Genomic DNA, 22,557 nt, shown 5'->3' with positions numbered 1-22,557 from the left:
AAAACTGCCTAATTACTTAGTTGTAATTAAAATTACTTAAAATTATTGAAACTTATCGTGTAATTACTTATAATTACTTATAAATAATTAATGAGAGTTGAAAAAATCATGTATCAAGAAGAACGTTTAGTAGCTATTCTTAGTTATTTAAAAGAATATAAACGAATTTCTGTTGAAGAAATTTGTTCAGAACTAGAGGTTTCAAGAGATACCGCTAGAAGAGACTTGGTTCGCCTTGAAGAGGAAGGGCGAATTATCCGGACAAGAGGAGGAGCATTGCTTCCAACCGAACATCAGATGGTTATGGACTATAACCATCGTTTAAAGGTGGTTTCAAGTGAAAAGCAGGTGATTGGGGAAAAAGCCGCAACATTCCTAAAAACAGGAGATGCCATCATTTTAGATGCTTCGACTACAGTTCAAGCATGTGCCGAGCATGTAGAAAATATGGAATGTACGATTATTACCAATTCCATTAACTCTGCAGAAATTTTATCAAAGCATCCACTCATCTCCATTCATCTTGTTGGAGGAGAGCTGCACAAAAAGCATCGTTATTTGTTTGGATCACAGGCGATTGAGAAATTGGCCCAGTATTCTGTTGATAAAGCTTTTATTGGAGCAGTGGGTATATCCGAAATGGGTTTGACAAGTGCTCATGAAGAGGATGGGATGTTAAAGAAAAAAATGATGCAGCAGGCTAGACAAGTGATTGTATTAGCAGATCATACAAAATTTGGAGTAAATGGTTTCTTTCAATTTGGAAGTTTTACAGATATAGATGTACTAATCACGGATCGTATGCCTAGTGGTGACTTTATGCAACTCTTACAAGAGAAAGATGTAGAGTTAGTCATAGCTGGCGAGGGGGAGGAAGAAGAAAATGACTAATCTAATCGCAATTGACTTAGATGGTACATTATTGAGCCACGAAAATACCATCAGTGCTGAAAACATGGAGGCGTTGACTTTTGCCCATAATCAAGGAGTAATGGTCGTAATTGCAACAGGACGTTCTTATCACGATGTCAAAAACATACTTAATGATTGTAACTTTCCCATTACTCCATGGATTATTTCAGCGAATGGATCAACCATTCATCACCCGAACGGTGAGAAAGTTCACTCGGTTCCCATTGATAAAGATGCAGCAGAACCAATCTTGAAATGGCTTGAGGATGAAAACTTTTATTATGAAGTGTTTGCCGACAATACTTTGCTTACACCACAGCATGGGAGAGAGCTACTATCAATGGAAGCAGAAAAACTGAGAACGGAAAATCCCTCTGTCAAAGAAGAGGATATACAGCGAGCATTAGCGACTCAGTACAGTCAAACGGGATTTGAATTTGTCCCCTCCTATCAAGATATCATTAGTAACGATGCAGACATTTATAATATTCTTGCCTTTTCCTTTCATGATGAAAAATTAAATAGAGGAAAAGAAAACTTCCGAGGATTAAAAGGGTTGAATATTGTTTCGTCGGGTAAACATAATTTTGAATTTATACATGAAAACTCCTCAAAAGGAAAGGCTTTAGAAAAATTAGGAGAAATCATACAAATTCCACTTCTAAAAATGGCAGCAGTGGGAGATAATTACAATGATATATCCATGTTAACGATGGTAGGAAGAAGTGCTGCCATGGGAAATGCTGATGATGCAGTAAAAGAAAAAGCACATGAGGTAACTCTTGAAAATCATGAACATGGAGTTGCTCATTTTATCTATCGTCTCCTAAAAAAATAGATATCCATGGTTGGCGTAACTTGATTGCAAGGCGTGACAACCAAGATATAAAAGGTCAACCATATTGGTTGGCCTATTTCATTTCTTAAATTACGATTTTAAAAATGGAAGGAAAAAGCGGTTCATGGATAGTAGGTTATTACCCTATTTCCGGGAGTACCTATGGTAAGATAATAGGATAGATAAGGAACGTACGAGGGAGGTTTTCTTATGGCAGTTCACTTAGTTATCGGGAGATCTGGAACTGGAAAAACGCAATTGTGTTTAGATGAGATAAGAGAAGAAATGCTGCAACGCCCAGTGGGAGATCCAATTGTTTACTTAGTACCTGACCAAATGACATTTTCTTCTGAATATAAATTGATTACAACACCTGGGCTTGGGGGAATGATTCGAACTCAGGTTTTTAGTTTTTCAAGACTAGCCTGGCGAGTGTTGCAGGAAACTGGTGGGAATACTAGGTACCATTTAAATAGTGTTGGTATTAATATGTTGATTCGTAAGATTGTTGAGGAGAGAAAAGCAGAATTAAAGCTCTTTAATCTTTCTGCTGACAAAAATGGGTTTATCCAGCAGCTCGAACAAATGTTGGTTGAATTTAAAAGATACTTAGTCAGACCAGAAGAATTGCTCATTCAACAGCAATCTGAGCAAATGAATAAAGTCCTTCGTGATAAATTACATGATTTAGAGTTGATTTATAAACATTTTGAAGATGCCCTTTTTGGTTCATACGTGGACTCTGAGGATTATTTCAAATTATTAGCTGAAAAAATTCCGTTATCTCATTATCTTAAGGATGCAGAAATATATATTGACGGATTTTATAGTTTTACACCACAAGAGTATTTCATCATAAGTCAGCTCATGAAGCATTGTAAAAAAGTAACGATCACTCTTACTTTAGATGAGCCGTACAATGAAAAATATCCAGATGAATTGCATTTATTCCGTATGAATGCTGAGACTTGTCAAAGTCTTTATGAGATTGCTAGAGTAGAAAAATTAGAAATAAGAGAAACCATTTTATCTGAGCAAAAGAGATGGCAGCATCCATCACTTAAGCATTTGGAAACATTTTTTGATACGCGTCCTACAATTGTATTTAAAGGGGAAACTGCTGTTACGATTGGACAAGCAGTTAATCGTCGAGCGGAAATTGAAGGAATTGCACGCGAAATTCTATCACTTGTTCGAACAAATAATTATAGATACAAAGACATTGCCATTATGATGAGAAATGGTCATGAATACAAGGATTTAATTGAAACGGTCTTCGATGATTACGAAATTCCTTTCTTTGTGGATCAAAAACGTACGATGCTTCATCATCCTGTTATCGAACTTATTCGCTCCACGCTTGAAGTGATCAACGGATACTGGCGGTATGAACCTGTGTTTCGAGCGGTAAAAACAGAGCTTCTTTATCCGCTTCATGTCGATTCTAATAAAATGAGAGAGCAAATGGACCAGCTTGAAAACTTTGTCCTCGCGTTTGGAATTCAAGGAGATAAGTGGACAAGACGTGATCGTTGGGTATATCGCCGAATGAGAGGACTTGAATTAGAATCGGTTGCCCAAACGAATAAGGAAAAAGACCTCGAACAAAAGTTAAACGAGCTTCGACTGATGATCTCAGCACCGATCCTTCGCTTATCAAGAAGATTGAAAAAAGCTGAGAATGGCAGCAAATTAGCGGAGGCACTCTTTCTTTATCTGGAGGAATTAGAAATCCCTGCAAAGCTTGAGCGATGGAAAATTGCTGAAGAGGAAAAGGGAGAATTAACAAAAGCAAGAGAGCATGATCAAGCATGGAACGGTGTGATTGAGCTTTTGGATCAGTTTGTTGAAATGTTAGGGGATGAAAAAGTTTCTCCAAAGCAGTTTTCAAATGTTTTGGATGCAGGATTAGAAGCACTGCAGTTCTCTTTAGTGCCCCCGGCAATGGACCAAGTGCTGGGTGCTGATCTTGAAAAATCCCGTCTAACCGATGTGAAAGTAGCTTTTATTATTGGAATAACAGAAGGGGTTCTACCTGCTAAATTTTCGGAGGATGGAATATTTGCCGATGAGGACCGGGAGCAGTTATTACAAAATGGTTTAAAGATTTCCGCGAGCAGTAAAACCCGTTTATTGGATGAGGAATTTATCGCCTACAAGGCTTTTACCACTCCGTCTGAGCGATTGTATGTTTCTTATCCACTAGCAAATTCTGAAGGAAAGGCATTAATAGCCTCGCCATATATTAAGAGAATGGTTGATATGTTCCCAGATGGTGAAGCTCTATCGTTCATGACTGAGCCTTCGGAGCTTGCTGAGTTGGAACAATTAAAATTTGTAGCACATCAAAATACGGCTTTGGCTTATTTAACTTCACAGCTTCAACTAAAGAAAAGAAATTACCCTATCTACGACTTATGGTGGGATGTGTATAACTATTACCAGTCAAAACCGCATTTTCAAAGGGACGTAAGGAAAGTACTTTCCAGCTTAACCTATGAAAATCGAACATCTAAGCTGTCCGAGGAGACAAGCAAGGATTTGTATGGAGAAGAAATCCAATCGAGTGTCAGCCGAATGGAAATGTTCCATAGCTGCCCGTTTTCACATTTCTCCCAGCATGGGTTAAAGCTTAGAGAACGCCAAGTATTTAAGCTGGAAGCACCGGATATTGGAGAGCTCTTTCACGCGGCATTAAAGTATATAACCGAAACAATTGTGGCCAGCAAATTGTCATGGTCAGATGTGTCAAAGGATGAAATGGAAAATTTGGCAAAACAAGCAGTGGATTTACTTGCACCAAAACTACAAAATGAAATTCTATTAAGCTCGAATCGCCACCATTATATTAAACGAAAGCTAGAACAAATTATTCAGCGGGCTTCGCTTATTTTACGTGACCATGCGAAGGCAAGTGGGTTTGCACCGGTAGGACTTGAATTACCATTTGGACCAACGGAACAAATAAAGCCTGCACCATTTACCTTGAAAAATGGAACAAAGATGGAGCTAGTGGGCCGTATTGACCGAGTAGACAAAGCCGCTCATGACGGTGAAGTGTTCCTGCGAATACTCGACTATAAATCCAGTGCAAAAGACGTAAATGTAAACGAAATTTATTATGGTTTGGCCCTGCAAATGCTTACGTATTTAGATATCATTATTTCAAACTCTGAATCTTTGATTGGTACTAAGGCTAGCCCAGCAGGGGTTGTGTATTTCCATGTGCATAATCCGATGATAAGTACGAGCAAAATGCTTACGTTAGATGAGATAGAAATAGAGCTTTTCAAAAAATTTAAGATGAATGGTTTATTGCTAGGCGAAGAAAATGTGATCAAACTTATGGATCAAACATTAGAGTCTGGTGAATCGACGATTATCTCTGCAGGAATTAAAAAAGACGGGTCGCTAACGAAAAGATCAAAAGTGGCTAGTAAGGAAGAATTTAATCAGTTGCGTTCGTATGTTAGAAGTATGTACGTAAAAACAGGAAATAGTATAGTCGACGGTGCCGTTCAAATTTCTCCTTATAAAATGAAGGAGAAAACACCTTGTACTTTTTGTTCTTTCAAGTCTGTTTGTCAATTTGATGAGTCATTACAGACCAATAAATATAGGATGCTGAAAGTTGAAGATAAGGAGACTGTAATAGAAAAAATGCGAAAGGAGAGTGTTGAAAATGGCGAGCATGAAACTTCCACCGAAGCCGAGTGATGTGACTTGGACAGATGACCAGTGGAAAGCAATTGTTGCGAACGGACAGGATATATTAGTTGCTGCCGCAGCAGGGTCAGGAAAAACGGCCGTTCTTGTTGAGAGAATGATCAAGAAAATTGTTTCGGAAGATGATCCGATGGACGTAGATGAGATGCTAGTCGTTACCTTCACAAATGCTTCCGCGGCAGAAATGAAGCACCGTATGGGAGAGGCGCTCGAGAAGGCGATTGATGAAAATCCCACATCGAGACATCTTCGAAAGCAACTAAGTTTACTAAATAAGGCAAGCATATCAACTCTTCATTCCTTTTGCTTAGAGGTAATTCGGAAGTTTTATTATAAAATTGAAGTTGATCCCGGTTTTAGAATTGCTGACGAAACGGAAGCACAGCTCTTAAGAGATGAGGTTTTAGATACTTTATTCGAAGAAGAGTACGGGAAGGAAGCTAATACTGAATTTTTTGATTTAGTTGATATGTTTTCAAATGACCGCAGTGATGCGGCCCTTCAAGTGATTATCCGGGAGCTTTATGACTTTGCACGTTCAAATCCATCGCCCAAGAGCTATCTACAATCAATTATTGATATGTATGATGTAGATGAACAAACAACGATCGAATCATTGCCCTTTTATCAGACACTTCTTTTCGATATTCAACTCCAGCTTCAAGGAGCAAGGGGCTTATTTGAAGCAGCTCTTGAAATAACGAAGCTTCCAGAAGGACCAAGTCCTCGAGCGGAAACTTTTACTGATGATATAAGAATAATTGACCGACTACTTGAAGCTAGTAACGAATCGTGGGATGAGTTATATAACACATTGCTAAGTGAATCTTTTTCAAAGCTTAAACCATGTAAAAAAACGGAGTATGATGAGGTTCTATTAGAAAAATCCCAAAAACTTCGAGACAAAGGAAAGAAAATGGTTCAAGCCTTACAAGCTGAGCTTTTTTCGAGAAAACCGCAAAGCTTCATTCATGATATGAAACAAATGAAGTCATATATTCAAACATTGGTTAGACTTGTCGAAGAATTTTCTATACGATTCGATTTTATAAAGAGGGAAAAAGGACTCGTCGACTTTGCTGATTTAGAGCATTATTGTCTCCAGATTTTATCAGACCCACAAGAAAGTACGGACCATGAGTTCAAACCTTCTGAGGAAGCAATGTCCTATCGCCGTCAATTTAAAGAAGTTCTTGTGGATGAATATCAAGACACAAATATGGTACAAGAAGCGATTTTAAATTTAGTAACTAAAGACGAAGAGAATACAGGGAATTTGTTTATGGTGGGAGATGTAAAGCAATCGATTTATCGCTTCCGCTTAGCAGAGCCGAATTTATTTTTGGGTAAATATAATCGATTTACCTCACAGGGTGACGAATCTGGGCTTCGAATTGATTTAGCTCGGAATTTCCGGAGCCGAAAGGAAGTCCTTCATGGAACCAACTATCTATTCAAGCAGATCATGGGTGTATTAGTTGGAGAAATCAACTATGATGAAGCAGCTGAGTTAATTACTGGTGCGTCCTACCCAGAGGAAGCTGTTCCAGTTGAGTTGTTGATTATTAATAGTGATGGTAAAGAGGAAATTTCGAGTGAAGAAGGAGATAATGAGATCCAAGGTGACTCCTTTGATGAAGAAGAACTGGAACAATCTCAGCTTGAAGCCAAGCTTATTGCGGGCAAAATACACGATCTGATTCAAGGACGAAAGCCTGTTTACAGTCCTAAAACAAAAAGCTCTAAGCCGGCTTCGTATAAAGATATTGTCATTTTGCTTCGATCTATGACGTGGGCTCCGCAGATTATGGAGGAGTTAAAAGATCAGGGAATTCCGGTTTATGCAAACCTTTCAACGGGTTATTTTGAAGCAACAGAAGTCGTTATTATGATGTCTCTGTTACACGTCATTGATAACCCATATCAGGATATCCCACTTGCTTCTGTCCTTCGTTCTCCGATTGTGGGATTAACAGAAGAAGATCTTGCTTGTGTTCGCATGGAGGATCGAAGAGGTTCTTTTTACGAAGCTCTAACTTCCTTTTATAGAAAAGCGCCAACGGAAATGAATGAAGAGGCGCATGAGAAAATTGTTCCTTTTATGGAGAATTTATCAAAATGGCGGACGTCTGCTAGACAAGGTGCTTTATCAGAGTTACTTTGGCAGTTATTTCGCGAAACGGGATTCTTTGACTTTGTGGGCGGTTTGCCAGGCGGGAAGCAGAGGCAAGCGAATTTACGTGCTCTGTATGACCGTGCTCGACAATATGAGGAAACATCGTTCCGTGGGTTGTTCCGATTTCTTCGGTTTATCGAGCGTATGAGAGAACGTGGGGACGACCTAGGTGCTGCTCGCGCACTTGGGGAAAGTGAAGACGTTGTTCGAATCATGACTATTCACAGCAGCAAAGGATTAGAATTTCCAGTCGTGTTTGTGGCTGGATTGGGCCGTCAGTTCAATATGATGGATATCAGGAAATCCTATATGCTGGACAAGGAACTTGGCTTTTCTGCAAAGTATGTCGACCCTAAAAAGAGAATATCTTATCCATCGTTGCCCCAGCTTGCTTTTAAACGCAAAAAGAAACTTGAGATGCTAGCTGAAGAAATGCGTGTTTTGTATGTTGCATTAACCCGTGCAAAAGAGTACTTATATTTACTAGGAACCGTAAAGAATGTAGAAAAGAAACTTGAGGATTGGGAGCAGTTCTCAACCCATTCGGAATGGCTGCTAAAAGAGTACGACCGTCAATCAGCGAAGGGCTACCTAGACTGGATTGGGCCATCCTTAATTAGACATCAAGACTGTCAGGAGTTGCGAAATGGAAAGGAAATCGGATACTTAGTCCCAGAAGAGATTTCGAACCATTCATCGTGCTGGAAGATAGAAGTAATCGATGGAGTACAGTTGGCTTCTATAAAGGAAACGGTTTTAGAAGAAAAGGATCATTTATTAGAACTTGTAATAGAGGGAAAAGAACTTCCGGTTAAATCAGAGCGGAACGAACAGGTGCTTTCACAATTAGAGTTCAAATATGAATACTTCGCACCTTCCACTCATCGTTCCAAGCAGTCTGTCTCTGAAGTGAAAAGGCAAAGAGAATTGCAGGATGAAGAAAGTGGAATAGAATTGCAAAAAAAATTCAGGAAACCACTTATTAATCGTCCACGTTTTATGCAGGAAAAATCCTTAACTCCAGCCGAGCGAGGAACGGCTATGCATGCGGTGATGCAGCAGATTGATTTAAATAAACCTATCACCTTTGATAGCATTACGAGCCAATTAAATGAAATGGTTCAACGTGAACTGTTAACGCTTGAGCAGCTGGAGGTAATAGATATTGACCAGGTGGTACAATTTTTTGAATCGGAGCTTGGTGTTAGATTACTAAGTGCAAACACGGTCCTACGTGAGATCCCTTTCAGTTTATCTCTTCCTGCAAGCGTTGTGTATGCAGATTGGAAGGGAGAGGAAGAGGCCGTTCTCCTTCAAGGTATCATTGATTGTGTTTTTGAAGATGAGAATGGACTCGTCCTACTTGATTTTAAAACGGATGGAATTCATGATCGTTACAAGGGTGGATATGAAGAAGCGAAGTTGATTCTTGAAGATCGTTACAAAGTCCAAATTGAATTATATAGAAGAGCGATAGAGGAAATATGGAAGAAGAAAGTTAATGAATCGTATTTATTCTTCTTCGATGGTGCACATATCATGAAAATGGACTAAATGGATAGTCAGCAGGAGACATTACTCTTGCTGGCTATTTTTTTTAGGAGGGAAGGAAATGGGGAAGAAACCAATCGTTCTTGGTGATTGTGAGCTTTGTTTGCGCAACCATGTCGAGATTACTATCCATCATCTAACACCGAAGGAGCTTGGTGGTGCTTTTTTACCGACAGCCAAGCTATGTCTCCCGTGTCATAAGCAAATTCATGCCCTTTATACAAATGAGGAATTGGCTGCTCGTATGAACACCATTGAACGACTACGTGATGACGAAACGATTAAAAAGTTTGTGAAATGGATTCAGAAACAACCAGCTTCCAAGCTTATTACTGTTTCGAAATCAAAGGATAGAAGGCAAAAAAAGAGGTGAAACAGAGTTCCACCTAGTTATTTCCTAATGTTGGCTGATCTATTAAGTTAGTATCTAACACATTGCTAGCTGACAATCCGTTATTAGTAATAATAATGCCCCCTGTATTTACAGCACCGGCACCAGTGACAGATTTAGAGTTGCTTTTGGGTGAGATGTAGAGTGCATCGCCAAATTGGACAATTCCCCCACTCACCGTTGTAATTTGAACAGGACCGATAATAGCTGGCATCAAAAAACATCCTTTGCATAATATTTTCAAGAAGTCAGCTTCTATTATGTCTTGGTAAAAGCTGACGAATATGCTTTACTCTTGCTTCCATATTGATTGAATCTGTATTTCCAACATGAAGAATTGAGGAGGAGGAAAAGGCAATGACATTAATGCTATTCACATGAATCATTGGATTTTGATGAAAGGAAGTGACCATCACTTCTTCGTTATCTTGAGGAAAAATAATGGGGCGTTGAAAGATGGGATATTTTGAGAAATCCTCCTCATCACCAATAAACAACTGCTTTTCCCGTTGCACAGCAATCGCTCTACTTAGACCATTAATAATTTTTGAATCCCCAAGTTGAATGACGGATGATAGAGCTGCATTTGTAATGTGAATATGTTTAACAGAACTTGACCGTTGAAGCATGCTATCTACCTTCCACGGCTAAGGGTACAAAGGGGCCAATGATTAGAGATTCAGCAGGAGTATCGAACGTTGATGCCAGTTGGATGGTTTCCGCGTCTCCTACCATTAATATAGAAGAACTCGATACACCGACCACTCGAATATCTCCCACATGTATATCACGATTGTATACTTGATAATTTATCATTCCTGTTTCATCCCTTTCACATTCTCCGGTAAATTCTTAATAAAAACCTCAACTCCATGCTCCATTTCCTTGTGAAACTGGTCAGTTATCGTTTTCTCTAACCGTGAACGGTCCTCGGTTTCTATAACTCCTGAGGAAAACTCGCGTATATAATGTTCTACTCTTTTTGGTATTTGTTTTTTTATATCTTCCTCTATAAAGTGATAATACGAATCATCGAGATTTGTTTGCAGTTTTGCTTGGGTTTTCTCAAAGATAGCAGGTAAATGATTGCCCATATATTCATAAACTATATCCTCGAGTTCCATTGTTCTTTGGAACATTTGCTTTGGAGGGGAAGGAGTCTTGATGGATTGATTTGGAACAGAGAACTCATCGATTCCTTGTAGATCCGATGGATTGAGTCCAATATTTAAAGTACCATCAAGGGATTCTACCTTGAGTTGATCAAATTTGTATTCAATTCGATCCACATGAACAGGTGGTCTTTCTTTGAGTTGAGATATTTCTTTTTGCATTTGTAATACACTTCGTTCAAGAGCTCGAATCCGGTGTTCTTGGCTTTCAACAAGTTGGTGAAGCTGTCTTAAGTATTCGTAGAAATCATTATTCATACTGACACCTTCCCTCCTTTTATGAAATGGATAACGGAACAGCTGGAGAATCTATATACGATCCAGTATCACTTCCTGTAAGTTCAGCCGAATCCTGAGTAGTTACGATTGTGCCGCCGGGATGAATAGGTTCAGGTGCAGGTCCTGCGAAACCTCCAGTATTATATAGATGGGAGGTTGGGCGAATAACTCCAGCACTGCCAATCTGTAATACGGATGAATTCGTAATCGCATCAATACGTAGAAGATTAATAGATATATTTTGTTGAATATAGAAATTCATATCATCACCTGCTTATTAAGCATTTAAAATATTTCCTTGGTCAATGCCGTCATGGTCATACGCGTTGGTAGAACTAAACTTGTTATAAACACGTAACCCATCCCCTGTATTAAAGGAACCTGCCCCTGAGTATGTCTTGGCATTAGAAATAGGCATGATTTTATATACATCTCCAATATGAAAAATGGAACTACTTCCAATCGAGATTACTTGAGCTACACCGACTATTGCTGGCATACACTACACCCTTTGTTTAAGATTCCTTACATTGTATGTGCCTAGAAACTAGATGTGATTTATTTATGAAAAAAGTTGAATTATGTGTTTTGTACTATAACAGAATTATTCAATGTTATTGTGTGGTATGTTAAAATATTTATATAATTAGTAATATTTTAACAAAGGGAGATGTTGAAATGAATGTACCTTTGGTGTTAACTCAGTTTTTGGACCGTGCGATATCTCTTTATAGTGAAAAAGAAGCAGTATATTGTGGAGAACGGAGCTTTACATATGGTCAATTGGGAGAAAGAGTAAATCAGCTGGCACATGGATTAAAGGATCTAGGAGTGAACAAAGGTGATCGGGTGGCCTATTTAGCTCCTAACAGTGTTGAAATGCTAGAAGGTTTTTATGGGGTATTCTTGTTGGGTGGAGTGATGGTGCCACTTAATATTCGGTTAAAGCCAGAAGATTATTTGTTTATATTAAATCATAGTGAATCAAAGGTATTATTTGTAGATCAAGAGCTCTTTGATCTTATTCTCCCTATTAAGGAAAAATTAGAAACAGTTGAGACCATAATTGTTCATTACAAAAATGAGGTAACACAAGAGATAGGGTACGACGAATGGTTAGCGACCAAAGAAAAGAAAGCGTTTCCTAGAGCTGAGCTACATGAGGATGATGTTTGTAGCTTGTTATATACAAGTGGTACAACGGGGCATCCAAAAGGAGTGATGCTCACACACCGTAATAATTATATACATGCTCTTACGACGATGCACCATTTACGGGTAAGTGATCAAGATGTTCTGCTTCATATTCTCCCGATGTTCCATGTGAATGGTTGGGGGTCCCCTTTTTATTATACAGCCAATGGATCTACTCAAATATGTTTGCGAAAGGCTACTCCAGAGGCTATTTTTAAGGCGATAGAAAAATATAAAGTAAGCGTCATGCATATGGCACCAACTGTATTAAATAGCCTGCTTCAATTCTATGAGCAAAACATCCCGCAAATTGATCATAAGGTAAGAGTGGTCATAGCAGGCTCTGCTCCACCACCAGCATTTGTGACAAGGGTAGAAAGAGAGCTTAGGTGGGAGTTTATACAAGTGTACGGAATGACCGAATCCTCTCCTTTAAGTACCATCTCAACCATTCGTTCTCATTTGGCTGATCTTCCATTAAAGGACCAATACCGTATGAAGGCTATGGCTGGGGTGAGCATGATCGGATGTGAAGTGCGTGTTATTAATGAAAAGGGACAGGAAGTGGAAAAGAACGGGAAGGAAATTGGTGAAGTGGTCACGCGAAGCAATGGCGTCATGAAGGGGTATTGGAAAAATCCAGAGGTTACGATGGAAACCATTAGGGATGGATGGCTTCATACGGGTGATATGGCAACAGTGGACTCGTACGGGAATATTGATATTGTCGATAGGAAAAAGGATATCATTATAAGTGGTGGGGAGAATATTTCTTCTATTGAAGTTGAAGGAGTACTTTATGAGCACCCGAGTGTATTAGAAGCAGCAGTTATTGCTGTTCCGCATGAGAAGTGGGGAGAAACACCTCATGCTTTCGTAGTGGTTAGATCAGGTCATTCGGTGGAAGAAAAGGATCTTATCTCTTTTTCTCGTGAAAAGCTTGCTCATTTTAAAGCAGTTACCGGTGTTACTTTTGTTAAAGAATTACCGAAAACCGCATCAGGAAAAATTCAAAAAGTCCATCTTAGAAATGATTATTGGGAGTCTCATGGAAAAGCAGGTAAATTTGTTAATTAAGAAGTAGCCGTTCCCTATTTAGGGAACGGTTTTGGTGTTTATTGGGAATATTTCAAGTATAATAGGTTTCGGGGGAGTGTAGAAATAGGGAGGGATATATATAAGAAATGAATAACCAGGAGAGAATTGTTTCCATTGATATAATGAGAGGATTATCCATATTGGGGATTTTCTTAGTAAACATGCTATCTTTTCATACTCCAATCCTTTATATTGACCCATTTGTTACATGGACGACAACTAGTGACCGCTTGTTTTACTCGTGGATAGATTTGTTCATCCAAGGAAGTATATATCCTTTATTCTCTTTTCTCTTTGGATATGGTTTTGTGATTTTAAGAGAGAGAACGATTGCAAAGGGTGGAAACTTTCCGACCATAGCAATAAGGAGATTACTTTTTTTGTTCATTATCGGTTGGGTGCATGCGAACTATATTTGGCATGGAGATATTCTTTTTACCTACTCCTTGTTTGGCATCCTCCTGCTACTCTTTATCAGACTTAGAGGAAAAGTACTTATGTTACTGGGGATGATTTTATACTTTGTACCTAATGTCATCATTACGGTAATGATGATCTTAGCGTCAATGGTTGCTGGTAATGGGGAATTTACGTTGGCAGATGAGACAAGTGCACTAGCGTCGTATAAAGCTTATCAAAATGGTACTTATGAGGAAATACGGGAGCAAAGATTTATGGATTGGTATTTAGTAAATAATCCAGGTAATCTATTCTTTATGCTCTTTTCAATCTTTCCGATGTTTTTAATCGGGGGAGGAGCGGCGAAAGAGAACTGGTTAAGAAGAGTAAAAGAATTAAAGAGACCGTTTCTAGTAGCAATAGGGGTAACATTACTCATTGGATTGGTTATTAAGAGCGCTCCTTATTGGTTAACAAGAAACTGGGCAACAGAATATTCTCAAGATATGCTTGGTGGTCCTCTTTTATCTATATCATACATCCTACTGATCGCACTTGGTACGAATCATGAACGAGGCTTACAGGTGTTAAAATTCTTTGGACCTGTTGGGAAGCTTAGTTTCACAAATTACTTAGTACAATCCATCGTATCGACGATGATATTTTATTCCTACGGACTTGGACTGTATGGACAAGTATCAGTTGTCGAAGGAACGGTATTAGCCTTAACGATATTTCTATTTCAATTAATTTTTAGTCATATATGGATAAAGTATTTTTATATAGGCCCATTTGAGTGGGTGTGGAGAACAGTTTCGTACTGGGAATGGCAGAATTTAATGAAAAAAGGAGAAAACAAATGAAGCTTATTACCGGAAAAAGAGAAAACAAAGTTTTTATTGGTGTTTTAGATTCAACAGAAACAAAGGTTCTTTCTGTTAACGAAACGGATTCAATGGTCGAATGTATTGCAAAGGGAGAAGAATTTCTACAGGAGATTAACGAAAAAATCCAAGCAGCAAGCGAGGAGGAGTATTTCCTTTTAGAAGAGGTTACCTTGCTTTCGCCCATTACAAAACCTCCGAAAAACATTTTGTGTGTAGGGAAAAATTACGTGGACCATGCGATTGAGATGGGAAGTAAGGATGACATTCCTGAGCATATGATGGTTTTTACAAAAGCTCCAACTACGATTATTGGTCCAAATGAACAAATTGAGAATCATCTATCCATTACGGAGCAGTTAGACTATGAAGGGGAGCTAGCGATCGTGATTGGAAAGAAGGGAAGGAATATTCAAAAAGAAGATGCCCTTGACTATGTGTTTGGTTATACGATTGTAAACGATATAACGGCACGCGATCTTCAGGCGAAGCATAAGCAGTTCTTTCTCGGAAAAAGCCTTGATACCAGTTGCCCGATGGGACCATTTCTTGTTTATAAAGAGAGCCTATCAAATCCCAATCAATTACATATTGAAACGAAAGTAAATGGAGAGGTTCGCCAAAGCTCTAATACAAAGCACTTTATCTTTTCGGTTGAAGAAATGATCTCGACACTTTCAATGGGGATGACACTTGAACCAGGAGATGTGATTGCTACGGGTACTCCAGCAGGTGTAGGTAAAGGATTTCACCCACCGCGCTTTCTAAAGCCAGGCGATCAAATTGAAATTACGATTGAGGGTATTGGAACCCTAACGAATAAAGTCAGTGAGGAAATTTGAAAACTTTGTGAACAAATGATGAATCAAGAAATTCAATAGAGACGTTCTTTTTAGTTTTTTTAACACTGTTGTGGTATGATAAAGTCGATATTTAATAGGGAGGCTAATTTATGTCGATTAACACACATGCCCATATTACCGCATGGGTTCTTGCACTAGTCCTATTTTTTGTAGCAAACTCATTACATAAGAGTGGAAAAGCAAAGGCTGCGAAAATCGTTCATATGATTTTGAGAGTTTTGTATATCATTGTGTTTGCAACAGGTGGAATGCTCGTTCATACGTTATTCTCCATGCAGCCAGTTGAGTATATAGCTAAAGTTTTAATTGGACTTTGGGTAATCGCAGCGATGGAGATGGTTCTCGTTCGTACGGTAAAAGGAAAAGAAACAAAGTCGCTTTGGATACAATTTTATGTTGCAGTTGTTCTAGTAATCTTATTAGGACTTCGCTTACCACTTGGTTTTCAACTATTTTAAATAAAACCTGCTCCTTAATCTCGGAGCAGGTTTTATTATATAAATTTTTCAATCACCGTTCTCTTACCAGCGTTAAGTGTAAATTCAAAACGGTCGGTTTGCTTTTTATAATAACAGAAATGATGTTGAACATTACAAATATCCTCTTGATTATCAAAGATAATAAAATTCACACCACTTTTTCTTTCCGCATCCTTTAAAAAAGTTAGATGATTGTAGCAATAAATACAATCAAAGATTGAAAAACCAAGCGAATTTAAATGAGAAATAAACTGATAAAACGAATCATCGTTGATCTCTTCTAGCAACCGTTCAAGGGAATACATTAAGTGTTTGCGGATTCTTACTACATCTTGATTTTTTAAATGAAGAGTTTCACTTCCAAATGTTACTTTCCCATCCTCAAATAAAATTCCCTTTTTCCACCGATTGAATCGAAATACCTCAATTTCTTGGTGTAAAAAATCATCCAAAATGGAGGCTTCATCTGTTTCCTCATCGAAAAAAATCCACTGGTTGTTTATATGCTCTACCGTACCTTCAATAAATGCTCTCGTTTGATACTCAAAAAGTTTTAGTCGTTGCTGTCTATTCATGATAAGACCTCCGTTAAAGGCTAAAGGGTATAAAAGTTTTTTAGATCTATCTTCATTCTTTGTAGACATCTTGTTTGTATTTTAAACGCCCGCGCTTAAAATTTGGACAATTAACCATTTTTCGCGCCCAGCATAGTATGGGTATATGTTCGGACTGACCAAACAAACGCACTACTTTGAAAGGATGAAAAAAATATGTGTGGCATAACAGGCTGGATTGACTTCCAAAGAGATATGAGAAAAGAACGTGACTCTATTACGAAAATGGCTGAAACCTTGGCAAAGCGCGGTCCAGATGATACAAATGTATGGACGGATATTCATGCAGGATTCGGACATAAACGCTTAATTGTTGTTGACCCTGAGGGCGGAAAACAACCAATGTCTAAATCAAAAAATAATCACAAATATACGATTTGTTATAATGGTGAACTATATAATACCGAAGATATTCGAAAAGAACTGTTAGTAAAAGGATATTCCTTTAGCGGTCATTCTGATACAGAAGTTCTATTAACTGCATATATAGAATGGGAAGAAAATTGTGTTGAACATTTAAATGGCATATTTGCTTTCGCCATTTGGGATGAGAAGAAGGAACAGCTCTTTATAGGAAGAGATCGACTTGGCGTTAAGCCGCTTTTTTATTTATCAACAGAAAAAGGAATTATATTTGGCTCTGAATTAAAAGCGATTCTTGCTCATCCAGAAGTGAAAACAGAAATTGACCGAGAAGGATTAGCAGAAGTCTTTGCTCTAGGTCCATCAAGATCCCCAGGAAATGGGGTATTTAAAGGGATATCTGAGCTAAGGCCTGCTCATGCACTTACTCTATCCAAAAGCAAAGGACTAAATATTTGGCGATACTGGAATGTAAAAAGTGAGAAGCATACGGACAGCTTGAATGATACCGTTGATAAGGTTCGCTTCCTCTTTACGGATGCGGTTAAACGCCAGCTGGTTTCAGATGTTCCTCTTTGTACATTTTTATCAGGCGGAGTAGATTCTAGTGCTATTACAGCCATTGCTGCGATGGAATATCAAAAAGAAGGAAAAGGGAGCCTTCATACGTATTCAATTGATTATGAAGGAAATGACCAGTTCTTTAAGGCAAATGAATTTCAGCCGAATTCGGATGGAATCTATATACAAAAAATGTCTGATGAATTTCAGACCACTCATCACAATAGCATTATTTCTCAAGAGCTTCTTGCTGAACATTTAATTGAAGCCGTTCATGTGAGAGATTTACCAGGAATGGCTGATGTAGATTCATCTCTTTTATGGTTCTGCCGTGAAATTAAAAAGGATTTTGTTGTTAGTTTATCGGGGGAATGTGCAGATGAGATTTTTGGTGGATACCCTTGGTTCCGACGTGAAGCTGACTTATCACGTGAAGGTTTTCCGTGGATGAGATCGATTGAAGAAAGACAGGGTTTGCTTCGAACAGAATGGCGGGAAAAGTTACAGCTTAAGGACTATATGCTTCAACAATTCAATAAGACTGTTCAAGAAACTCCTGTTTTAGAGGGGGAGACGAGGGAAGAAGCAAAAAGACGAGAGTTGTTTTATCTGAATATGATTTGGTTTATGACCACCTTACTTGATCGAAAGGATCGAATGAGTATGGGAGCAAGTCTTGAAGTAAGGGTTCCTTTTGCAGATCATCGACTAGTTGAATATGTCTGGAATATCCCTTGGGAGATGAAGAATTATCAGAATCGTGAAAAAGGATTGTTACGAAAAGCATTAGAAGGAATTCTCCCAGAGGAAGTATTGTATCGAAAGAAAAGTCCGTATCCGAAAACGCATAATCCGAAGTATACAAAAGCAGTACAGCAGATGCTTGCAGAGATTATGACGGATAGAGGTTCAGTTCTTTATGAATTCTTTGATGAAGCAAAACTAAAGGAAATAATCGCTACTGAAGGTGCAGCCTTTAAAGAACCTTGGTTCGGCCAATTAATGACTGGACCACAGCTTCTTGCTCATCTAGCCCAAATTCACATCTGGTTTAAAGATTACAATATTAATATTGTTGAGTCGTAAATAAGAGAGCAAAAAGTCTATACGTGTGACGTATAGACTTTTTGCATTTCAGAGAGTTTAAAGTTTTTCTTGATACACACAAGTGGTATATTGTTTGTATATATAATATATAGGTTTTGTATAACTATAAGAGGAGAAAATTTATGCGTAAAAAAGTAGTTGTTATTGGTGCGGGTCCAGGAGGCTTAGCCATTTCTATGCTTTTGTCTAGCCTTGGTTACCATGTAGAAGTTTTTGAAAAACATGGGAAGGTAGGGGGAAGAAATGGAGCTATGCATGAAAAGGGATTTACCTTTGATATTGGCCCAACTTTTTTTAGTATGCCTCATATTGCTGAAGAGCTTTTTCAAGCGGCAGGCAGAAATCTTCATGACTATGTAACCCTCATTGAACTTACAAACATGTACGAACTTTTATTTGATAAGAGACGATTACGTATGTACCGTGACAGAGATTTAATGATTAAAGAAATAGAAAAATATTTTCCAAGCGATGGAGAAGGATACCTTCGATTTATGAGCGATACAAAAAAGAAGTTTGAGATGTTAACACCTCTTTTACAAAACAAAATGGATCGATATCTTGATTATGTTTCGTGGAGGGTTTTACAGGCATTACCACATCTCTCTCTTGGGAGGAGCTTATACGATGTCTTAAGTGATTATTTTTCTAATAAGGAGCTTTTGCTTGCATTTACATTTCAATCCAAGTATTTAGGTATGTCACCGTGGGAATGTCCTGGAGCATTTTCCATTCTGTCCTATATGGAACACGAATATGGAGTGTATCATCCGATTGGAGGGCTAAATCAACTGTCAGAAGCAATGGCGAAGGTTACAGTGGAATTAGGCGGAGTCATTCACCTGGGGGCTGAGGTCGACAAGCTTTGGTTAGAAGGAAAAAAGACAAAAGGAATCATTTTAAAAACGGGAGAACGGATTCAGGCGGATGAAGTCATTATTAATGGGGATTTTGCTCATGTAATGACCCATTTAGTGCCTGAGGGGATATTGAAGAAGTATAGCAAAGAAAAAATGAATAAAAAGAAATTTTCATGTTCTACATTTATGATTTATCTAGGTTTAAATAAGCGATACGATACCTCTCATCATACGATTTGTTTCGCAAAAGACTATAAGAAAAATGTAGAAGAAATTACGAAAGAGCTGGTTTTATCAGAAGATCCGTCCATTTATATTCAGAATGCCTCTGTTACTGACTCAACCTTAGCGCCAGAAGGAAAATCTACTCTATATATACTAGCACCTGTACCGAATAATATGAGCCAGATTGACTGGGAATTAAATGAACAAGCATTTAAGGAGCTTGTTTATGCGATTTTGGAAGATCGAACAGATTTTAAAGACTTAAAAAGATATATAGAATTCGAAAAGGTTATATCACCTGTACAGTGGGAAAGTGAAATGAACGTGTTTCAAGGGGCAACCTTTAGTTTAGGGCATCAGCTTTCGCAAATGATGGTATTCAGACCACATAATAAGTTTGAAGAATTACAGAATACTTGGTTAGTTGGCGGTGGTACCCACCCAGGCAGCGGACTCCCGACCATATTGGAATCTGCAAGAATCACAGCAAAATTGATGTCAAAAGCCGACGGGATTAAGTTTCCGTCTCATTCAGAAATTGCCTGGGGGAATTCGTAATGAGAGTAGCGATTATTGGTGGAGGGATTGGAGGTCTTACAACCGCTCTACTGTTATCCCAAAAAGGAATCAATGTGACTATCTATGAAAAGTCCCACAAATTAGGGGGAAGATTAGCGTTTGAAGGGAACGATGAGTTTCGAATTGATCAAGGTCCTACCATTGTCCTTTTACCGGATATGATAAAAACCATTTTATCAGAAGGAGGTATTTCCCCTTCTGCTTACAAGCTTTTAAAATGTGATCCATTATATAAGATTCATTTTTCAGATGGATCTACTTACACAAAGTATAGCGACCGATTGAAACAGGAAAAGGAAATTGCGAAGATGTTCCCTGAGGATGTAAAGGGGTTTAATCAATTTATTACTGATATGAAAACTAGATTTCAACTAGGTAAAATTCATTTTCTAGAAAAGCCTTTTCTAAGTTTTCAAGAGTTTTGGAACTATCGCACGGTCATGCTACTAGCGAAATTAAAGGCTTATAGAAGTGTATATAAGGAACTCTCAACTTACTTTACAAATGAAAAATTGCGAATTTCTTATGCTTTACAAACGCTTTATATCGGAGGAAATCCATTTACGACACCTGCCATTTATAGTTTGGTATCGTTTAGCGAACATGATCATGGGATTTATTATTTACAAGGTGGATACGCCAGTTTGGTAGCGGTACTGGAGGAGGAGCTTAGAAAGCGTAAGGTGAACATCTATACCTCCTGTCATGTAGAGCAAATTATATCAAGTGGGAACAAAGCAGAGTATTTAATGGTAAATGGAAGAAAGGAAATCTATGATTCGTATATTATAAACGGTGATTTTCCGGTGGAGCAAAAGAGGTTATTAAATAGAGAACGATCATTTACACCGTCTTCTGCTTGTCTATTAATCTATTTGGGTCTTAGCAAGACGTTTGAGTCTTCATCCCTTCACCAATTCTTTATCGGAGATGACTTTGCTCGATCGATGAAGGAGATTTTTGAGGAAGAAACTATTCCACAATCACCATCGTTTTACACCTTCTATCCTTCAGCAATTGACGCAACTCTTGCCCCTTTAGGTAAGAGTGTTCTGTATACGCTTGTTCCAGTACCGGCTGGGGATCATATTGATTGGGATATAGAAGCGCCGAAATTAGTTGATAGAATTATTGAGAAAATGAATCACAAAGGCTTTCTAGGTATAAAGGCACATATTGAATGGTCAAAGGTTCGAACTCCTGCAGACGCTATGCGGGAAGGATTGTATAAAGGAGGAAGTTTTGGTATTGCCCCTACACTTTTTCAATCAGGTATGTATCGACCACAGGTAAAGCCTTTTCATGAGAAGAATATTTTTGCAGTTGGAGCATCAATACATCCAGGGGGTGGAATTCCCATTGTCATGCAAGGAGCCAAGTTACTTGTTGATTATATATGTGATGAAACGAATGAAAAAATAGGAAAGGAAGTGAAGAGTGTTGATAACTATTGAAGAGGCGTATTTACATTGCGAAAGAGTGATTCAAGCACATTCAGAAACTTTTTATAAAGCATTTTCATATTTGCCGAAAGAACAAAAAAAAGCGGTTTGGGCCATCTATTCTTTTTGTCGGATTATCGATGATATCATTGATGAAGAAAGAGTTCCAGAGGAAGGAATAAAACAATTCGAAAAGGAATTTGAATTGTTTAAAGGGAAACAAATAGGCAGTCAGTTTGAGTTTATGTGGATTGCTTTATCAGATGTGTTCGAAAAATTTGAGATGGAAGTTACTCCTTTTGAAGATATGATAAAAGGCCAAAGGATGGATTTGCAACGGACGAAATACGAGACATTCGATGAAGTGTTACAATACTCCTATTATGTGGCTAGTACTGTAGGAATAATGCTGTTACCCGTTTTGGCCCCAAAAAATATCGATGTTTTAAGGGAGGGTGCCATTCAACTAGGCTTAGCAATGCAGCTAACAAATATATTAAGAGATATTGGTGAGGACCTTTCCATGGGAAGAATATATATACCAAAAGAAATGTTCTTAAAGCATCATTACTCGTATAAAGAGCTTCTTCACTACGAGGTGAATGATCGATTTATTAGGATGTGGGAAGATATTGCGGCAATTTCTGAGTATTACTATGAACAAGCGTTACTAACTATCAATTATTATCCAGAATACTCAAGGATTCCCGTAAAGGGTGCGGCTTTAATGTATAAAGCCATTCTCGATCAAGTTAGGAAAAATGGATATAATATTTTTAAATATCGGAGTTTTATCGGGTCAGACACAAAGGAGCAAATTCTTGCAGCATTATAAAGAAGCAAG

Annotated in this window: 20 protein-coding genes; 13 read left to right on the top strand and 7 right to left on the bottom strand. The window is 38.2% G+C overall.

Annotated elements, in window-relative coordinates:
- Positions 1 to 108 precede the first annotated feature (108 nt).
- The 5 genes from ACGLXV_RS05015 (at position 109) to ACGLXV_RS04995 (ending at position 9,576) form a co-directional block, all read left to right on the top strand.
- Positions 109 to 891 carry a DeoR/GlpR family DNA-binding transcription regulator gene (locus ACGLXV_RS05015; protein ID WP_391557769.1) on the top strand — a complete coding sequence of 261 codons (783 nt, stop codon included), beginning with the start codon at positions 109 to 111 and terminating at the stop codon, positions 889 to 891.
- Positions 884 to 1,750, top strand: a complete 867-nt coding sequence (locus ACGLXV_RS05010) for a Cof-type HAD-IIB family hydrolase (RefSeq protein WP_391557768.1) — start codon at positions 884 to 886, stop codon at positions 1,748 to 1,750. Before ACGLXV_RS05015 ends, ACGLXV_RS05010 begins: the two co-directional genes overlap by 8 nt.
- A gap of 210 nt (positions 1,751 to 1,960) precedes the next feature.
- A complete protein-coding gene (gene addB, locus ACGLXV_RS05005) occupies positions 1,961 to 5,467 on the top strand; it encodes a helicase-exonuclease AddAB subunit AddB (protein ID WP_391557767.1) in 3,507 nt (1,168 codons plus the stop codon).
- Positions 5,433 to 9,206: a helicase-exonuclease AddAB subunit AddA gene (addA, locus tag ACGLXV_RS05000; protein WP_391557766.1), complete on the top strand. Its 3,774-nt coding sequence runs from the start codon at positions 5,433 to 5,435 to the stop codon at positions 9,204 to 9,206. The genes addB and addA overlap by 35 nt, the downstream gene beginning before the upstream one ends.
- 58 nt (positions 9,207 to 9,264) lie before the next feature.
- Entirely contained in the window at positions 9,265 to 9,576 is a 312-nt protein-coding gene (locus tag ACGLXV_RS04995; protein WP_391557765.1) for an HNH endonuclease, read from the top strand.
- A gap of 13 nt (positions 9,577 to 9,589) precedes the next feature.
- Here ACGLXV_RS04995 and ACGLXV_RS04990 read toward each other — a convergent pair whose 3' ends face one another.
- The 6 genes from ACGLXV_RS04990 to ACGLXV_RS04965 are packed head-to-tail and all read right to left on the bottom strand — an operon-like array spanning position 9,590 to position 11,544.
- Complete coding sequence (locus ACGLXV_RS04990; RefSeq protein ID WP_119707175.1) at positions 9,590 to 9,808, bottom strand: spore germination protein; 219 nt, start codon at positions 9,806 to 9,808, stop codon at positions 9,590 to 9,592.
- 34 nt (positions 9,809 to 9,842) lie between these two features.
- Positions 9,843 to 10,223 carry a spore germination protein GerPE gene (locus ACGLXV_RS04985; protein WP_391557764.1) on the bottom strand — a complete coding sequence of 127 codons (381 nt, stop codon included), beginning with the start codon at positions 10,221 to 10,223 and terminating at the stop codon, positions 9,843 to 9,845.
- Between the two features lies 1 nt (position 10,224).
- Entirely contained in the window at positions 10,225 to 10,407 is a 183-nt protein-coding gene (locus tag ACGLXV_RS04980; protein WP_391557782.1) for a spore gernimation protein GerPD, read from the bottom strand.
- Positions 10,407 to 11,024, bottom strand: coding sequence for a spore germination protein GerPC (gerPC, locus tag ACGLXV_RS04975; RefSeq protein WP_391557763.1), 618 nt, complete (start codon positions 11,022 to 11,024; stop codon positions 10,407 to 10,409). The genes ACGLXV_RS04980 and gerPC overlap by 1 nt, the downstream gene beginning before the upstream one ends.
- Before the next feature lie 19 nt (positions 11,025 to 11,043).
- On the bottom strand, positions 11,044 to 11,307 hold the full coding sequence (locus tag ACGLXV_RS04970) for a spore germination protein GerPB (protein WP_391557762.1): 264 nt from the start codon (positions 11,305 to 11,307) through the stop codon (positions 11,044 to 11,046).
- 15 nt (positions 11,308 to 11,322) lie between these two features.
- Complete coding sequence (locus ACGLXV_RS04965) at positions 11,323 to 11,544, bottom strand: spore germination protein (RefSeq protein WP_119707179.1); 222 nt, start codon at positions 11,542 to 11,544, stop codon at positions 11,323 to 11,325.
- Between the two features lie 179 nt (positions 11,545 to 11,723).
- Between ACGLXV_RS04965 and ACGLXV_RS04960 the strand changes: the two genes are divergently transcribed.
- From ACGLXV_RS04960 to ACGLXV_RS04945, 4 genes are all read left to right on the top strand, one after another.
- Positions 11,724 to 13,316, top strand: coding sequence for a long-chain-fatty-acid--CoA ligase (locus ACGLXV_RS04960; protein WP_391557761.1), 1,593 nt, complete (start codon positions 11,724 to 11,726; stop codon positions 13,314 to 13,316).
- Between the two features lie 107 nt (positions 13,317 to 13,423).
- The gene (locus ACGLXV_RS04955) at positions 13,424 to 14,599 is read left to right on the top strand and encodes a DUF418 domain-containing protein (protein ID WP_391557760.1); all 1,176 of its coding nucleotides are present in this window, start codon (positions 13,424 to 13,426) and stop codon (positions 14,597 to 14,599) included.
- Positions 14,596 to 15,462 carry a fumarylacetoacetate hydrolase family protein gene (locus tag ACGLXV_RS04950; protein ID WP_391557759.1) on the top strand — a complete coding sequence of 289 codons (867 nt, stop codon included), beginning with the start codon at positions 14,596 to 14,598 and terminating at the stop codon, positions 15,460 to 15,462. The genes ACGLXV_RS04955 and ACGLXV_RS04950 overlap by 4 nt, the downstream gene beginning before the upstream one ends.
- 110 nt (positions 15,463 to 15,572) lie before the next feature.
- The gene (locus ACGLXV_RS04945; RefSeq protein ID WP_119707183.1) at positions 15,573 to 15,941 is read left to right on the top strand and encodes a YisL family protein; all 369 of its coding nucleotides are present in this window, start codon (positions 15,573 to 15,575) and stop codon (positions 15,939 to 15,941) included.
- A gap of 35 nt (positions 15,942 to 15,976) precedes the next feature.
- Here ACGLXV_RS04945 and ACGLXV_RS04940 read toward each other — a convergent pair whose 3' ends face one another.
- Positions 15,977 to 16,537: a DUF2777 domain-containing protein gene (locus ACGLXV_RS04940; RefSeq protein WP_119707184.1), complete on the bottom strand. Its 561-nt coding sequence runs from the start codon at positions 16,535 to 16,537 to the stop codon at positions 15,977 to 15,979.
- Between the two features lie 195 nt (positions 16,538 to 16,732).
- On the opposite strand from ACGLXV_RS04940, the gene asnB reads away from it, so the two are divergent.
- The 4 genes from asnB (at position 16,733) to ACGLXV_RS04920 (ending at position 22,548) form a co-directional block, all read left to right on the top strand.
- Positions 16,733 to 18,586 carry an asparagine synthase (glutamine-hydrolyzing) gene (gene asnB / locus ACGLXV_RS04935; RefSeq protein WP_119707185.1) on the top strand — a complete coding sequence of 618 codons (1,854 nt, stop codon included), beginning with the start codon at positions 16,733 to 16,735 and terminating at the stop codon, positions 18,584 to 18,586.
- A gap of 143 nt (positions 18,587 to 18,729) precedes the next feature.
- The gene (locus ACGLXV_RS04930) at positions 18,730 to 20,250 is read left to right on the top strand and encodes a phytoene desaturase family protein (protein WP_391557758.1); all 1,521 of its coding nucleotides are present in this window, start codon (positions 18,730 to 18,732) and stop codon (positions 20,248 to 20,250) included.
- Positions 20,250 to 21,725 (top strand): phytoene desaturase family protein, encoded by a 1,476-nt coding sequence (locus ACGLXV_RS04925; RefSeq protein ID WP_391557757.1) that lies wholly within the window; start codon positions 20,250 to 20,252, stop codon positions 21,723 to 21,725. Before ACGLXV_RS04930 ends, ACGLXV_RS04925 begins: the two co-directional genes overlap by 1 nt.
- The gene (locus ACGLXV_RS04920; protein ID WP_391557756.1) at positions 21,709 to 22,548 is read left to right on the top strand and encodes a phytoene/squalene synthase family protein; all 840 of its coding nucleotides are present in this window, start codon (positions 21,709 to 21,711) and stop codon (positions 22,546 to 22,548) included. Before ACGLXV_RS04925 ends, ACGLXV_RS04920 begins: the two co-directional genes overlap by 17 nt.
- The last annotated feature ends 9 nt before the right edge of the window (positions 22,549 to 22,557 follow it).

The organism is Robertmurraya sp. (assembly GCF_036676585.1).
GTDB lineage: Bacteria > Bacillota > Bacilli > Bacillales > Cytobacillaceae > Robertmurraya_A.
The sequence above is the reverse complement of the archived record's forward strand: the minus strand, read 5'-3'. Positions and strand labels throughout refer to the sequence as shown.

Excerpts from the sequence above, each read along its gene's own strand:
- ACGLXV_RS04995 (WP_391557765.1), top strand. The coding sequence starts at position 9,265 with ATGGGGAAGAAACCAATCGTTCTTGGTGATTGTGAGCTTTGTTTGCGC.
- ACGLXV_RS04940 (WP_119707184.1), bottom strand. The coding sequence starts at position 16,537 with ATGAATAGACAGCAACGACTAAAACTTTTTGAGTATCAAACGAGAGCA.
- ACGLXV_RS05010 (WP_391557768.1), top strand. The coding sequence starts at position 884 with ATGACTAATCTAATCGCAATTGACTTAGATGGTACATTATTGAGCCAC.
- gerPC (WP_391557763.1), bottom strand. The coding sequence starts at position 11,024 with ATGAATAATGATTTCTACGAATACTTAAGACAGCTTCACCAACTTGTT.
- ACGLXV_RS05015 (WP_391557769.1), top strand. The coding sequence starts at position 109 with ATGTATCAAGAAGAACGTTTAGTAGCTATTCTTAGTTATTTAAAAGAA.
- ACGLXV_RS04965 (WP_119707179.1), bottom strand. The coding sequence starts at position 11,544 with ATGCCAGCAATAGTCGGTGTAGCTCAAGTAATCTCGATTGGAAGTAGT.
- ACGLXV_RS04960 (WP_391557761.1), top strand. The coding sequence starts at position 11,724 with ATGAATGTACCTTTGGTGTTAACTCAGTTTTTGGACCGTGCGATATCT.
- ACGLXV_RS04950 (WP_391557759.1), top strand. The coding sequence starts at position 14,596 with ATGAAGCTTATTACCGGAAAAAGAGAAAACAAAGTTTTTATTGGTGTT.
- ACGLXV_RS04930 (WP_391557758.1), top strand. The coding sequence starts at position 18,730 with ATGCGTAAAAAAGTAGTTGTTATTGGTGCGGGTCCAGGAGGCTTAGCC.
- asnB (WP_119707185.1), top strand. The coding sequence starts at position 16,733 with ATGTGTGGCATAACAGGCTGGATTGACTTCCAAAGAGATATGAGAAAA.
- ACGLXV_RS04955 (WP_391557760.1), top strand. The coding sequence starts at position 13,424 with ATGAATAACCAGGAGAGAATTGTTTCCATTGATATAATGAGAGGATTA.
- ACGLXV_RS04925 (WP_391557757.1), top strand. The coding sequence starts at position 20,250 with ATGAGAGTAGCGATTATTGGTGGAGGGATTGGAGGTCTTACAACCGCT.
- ACGLXV_RS04990 (WP_119707175.1), bottom strand. The coding sequence starts at position 9,808 with ATGCCAGCTATTATCGGTCCTGTTCAAATTACAACGGTGAGTGGGGGA.
- ACGLXV_RS04985 (WP_391557764.1), bottom strand. The coding sequence starts at position 10,223 with ATGCTTCAACGGTCAAGTTCTGTTAAACATATTCACATTACAAATGCA.
- addB (WP_391557767.1), top strand. The coding sequence starts at position 1,961 with ATGGCAGTTCACTTAGTTATCGGGAGATCTGGAACTGGAAAAACGCAA.
- ACGLXV_RS04970 (WP_391557762.1), bottom strand. The coding sequence starts at position 11,307 with ATGAATTTCTATATTCAACAAAATATATCTATTAATCTTCTACGTATT.
- addA (WP_391557766.1), top strand. The coding sequence starts at position 5,433 with ATGGCGAGCATGAAACTTCCACCGAAGCCGAGTGATGTGACTTGGACA.
- ACGLXV_RS04945 (WP_119707183.1), top strand. The coding sequence starts at position 15,573 with ATGTCGATTAACACACATGCCCATATTACCGCATGGGTTCTTGCACTA.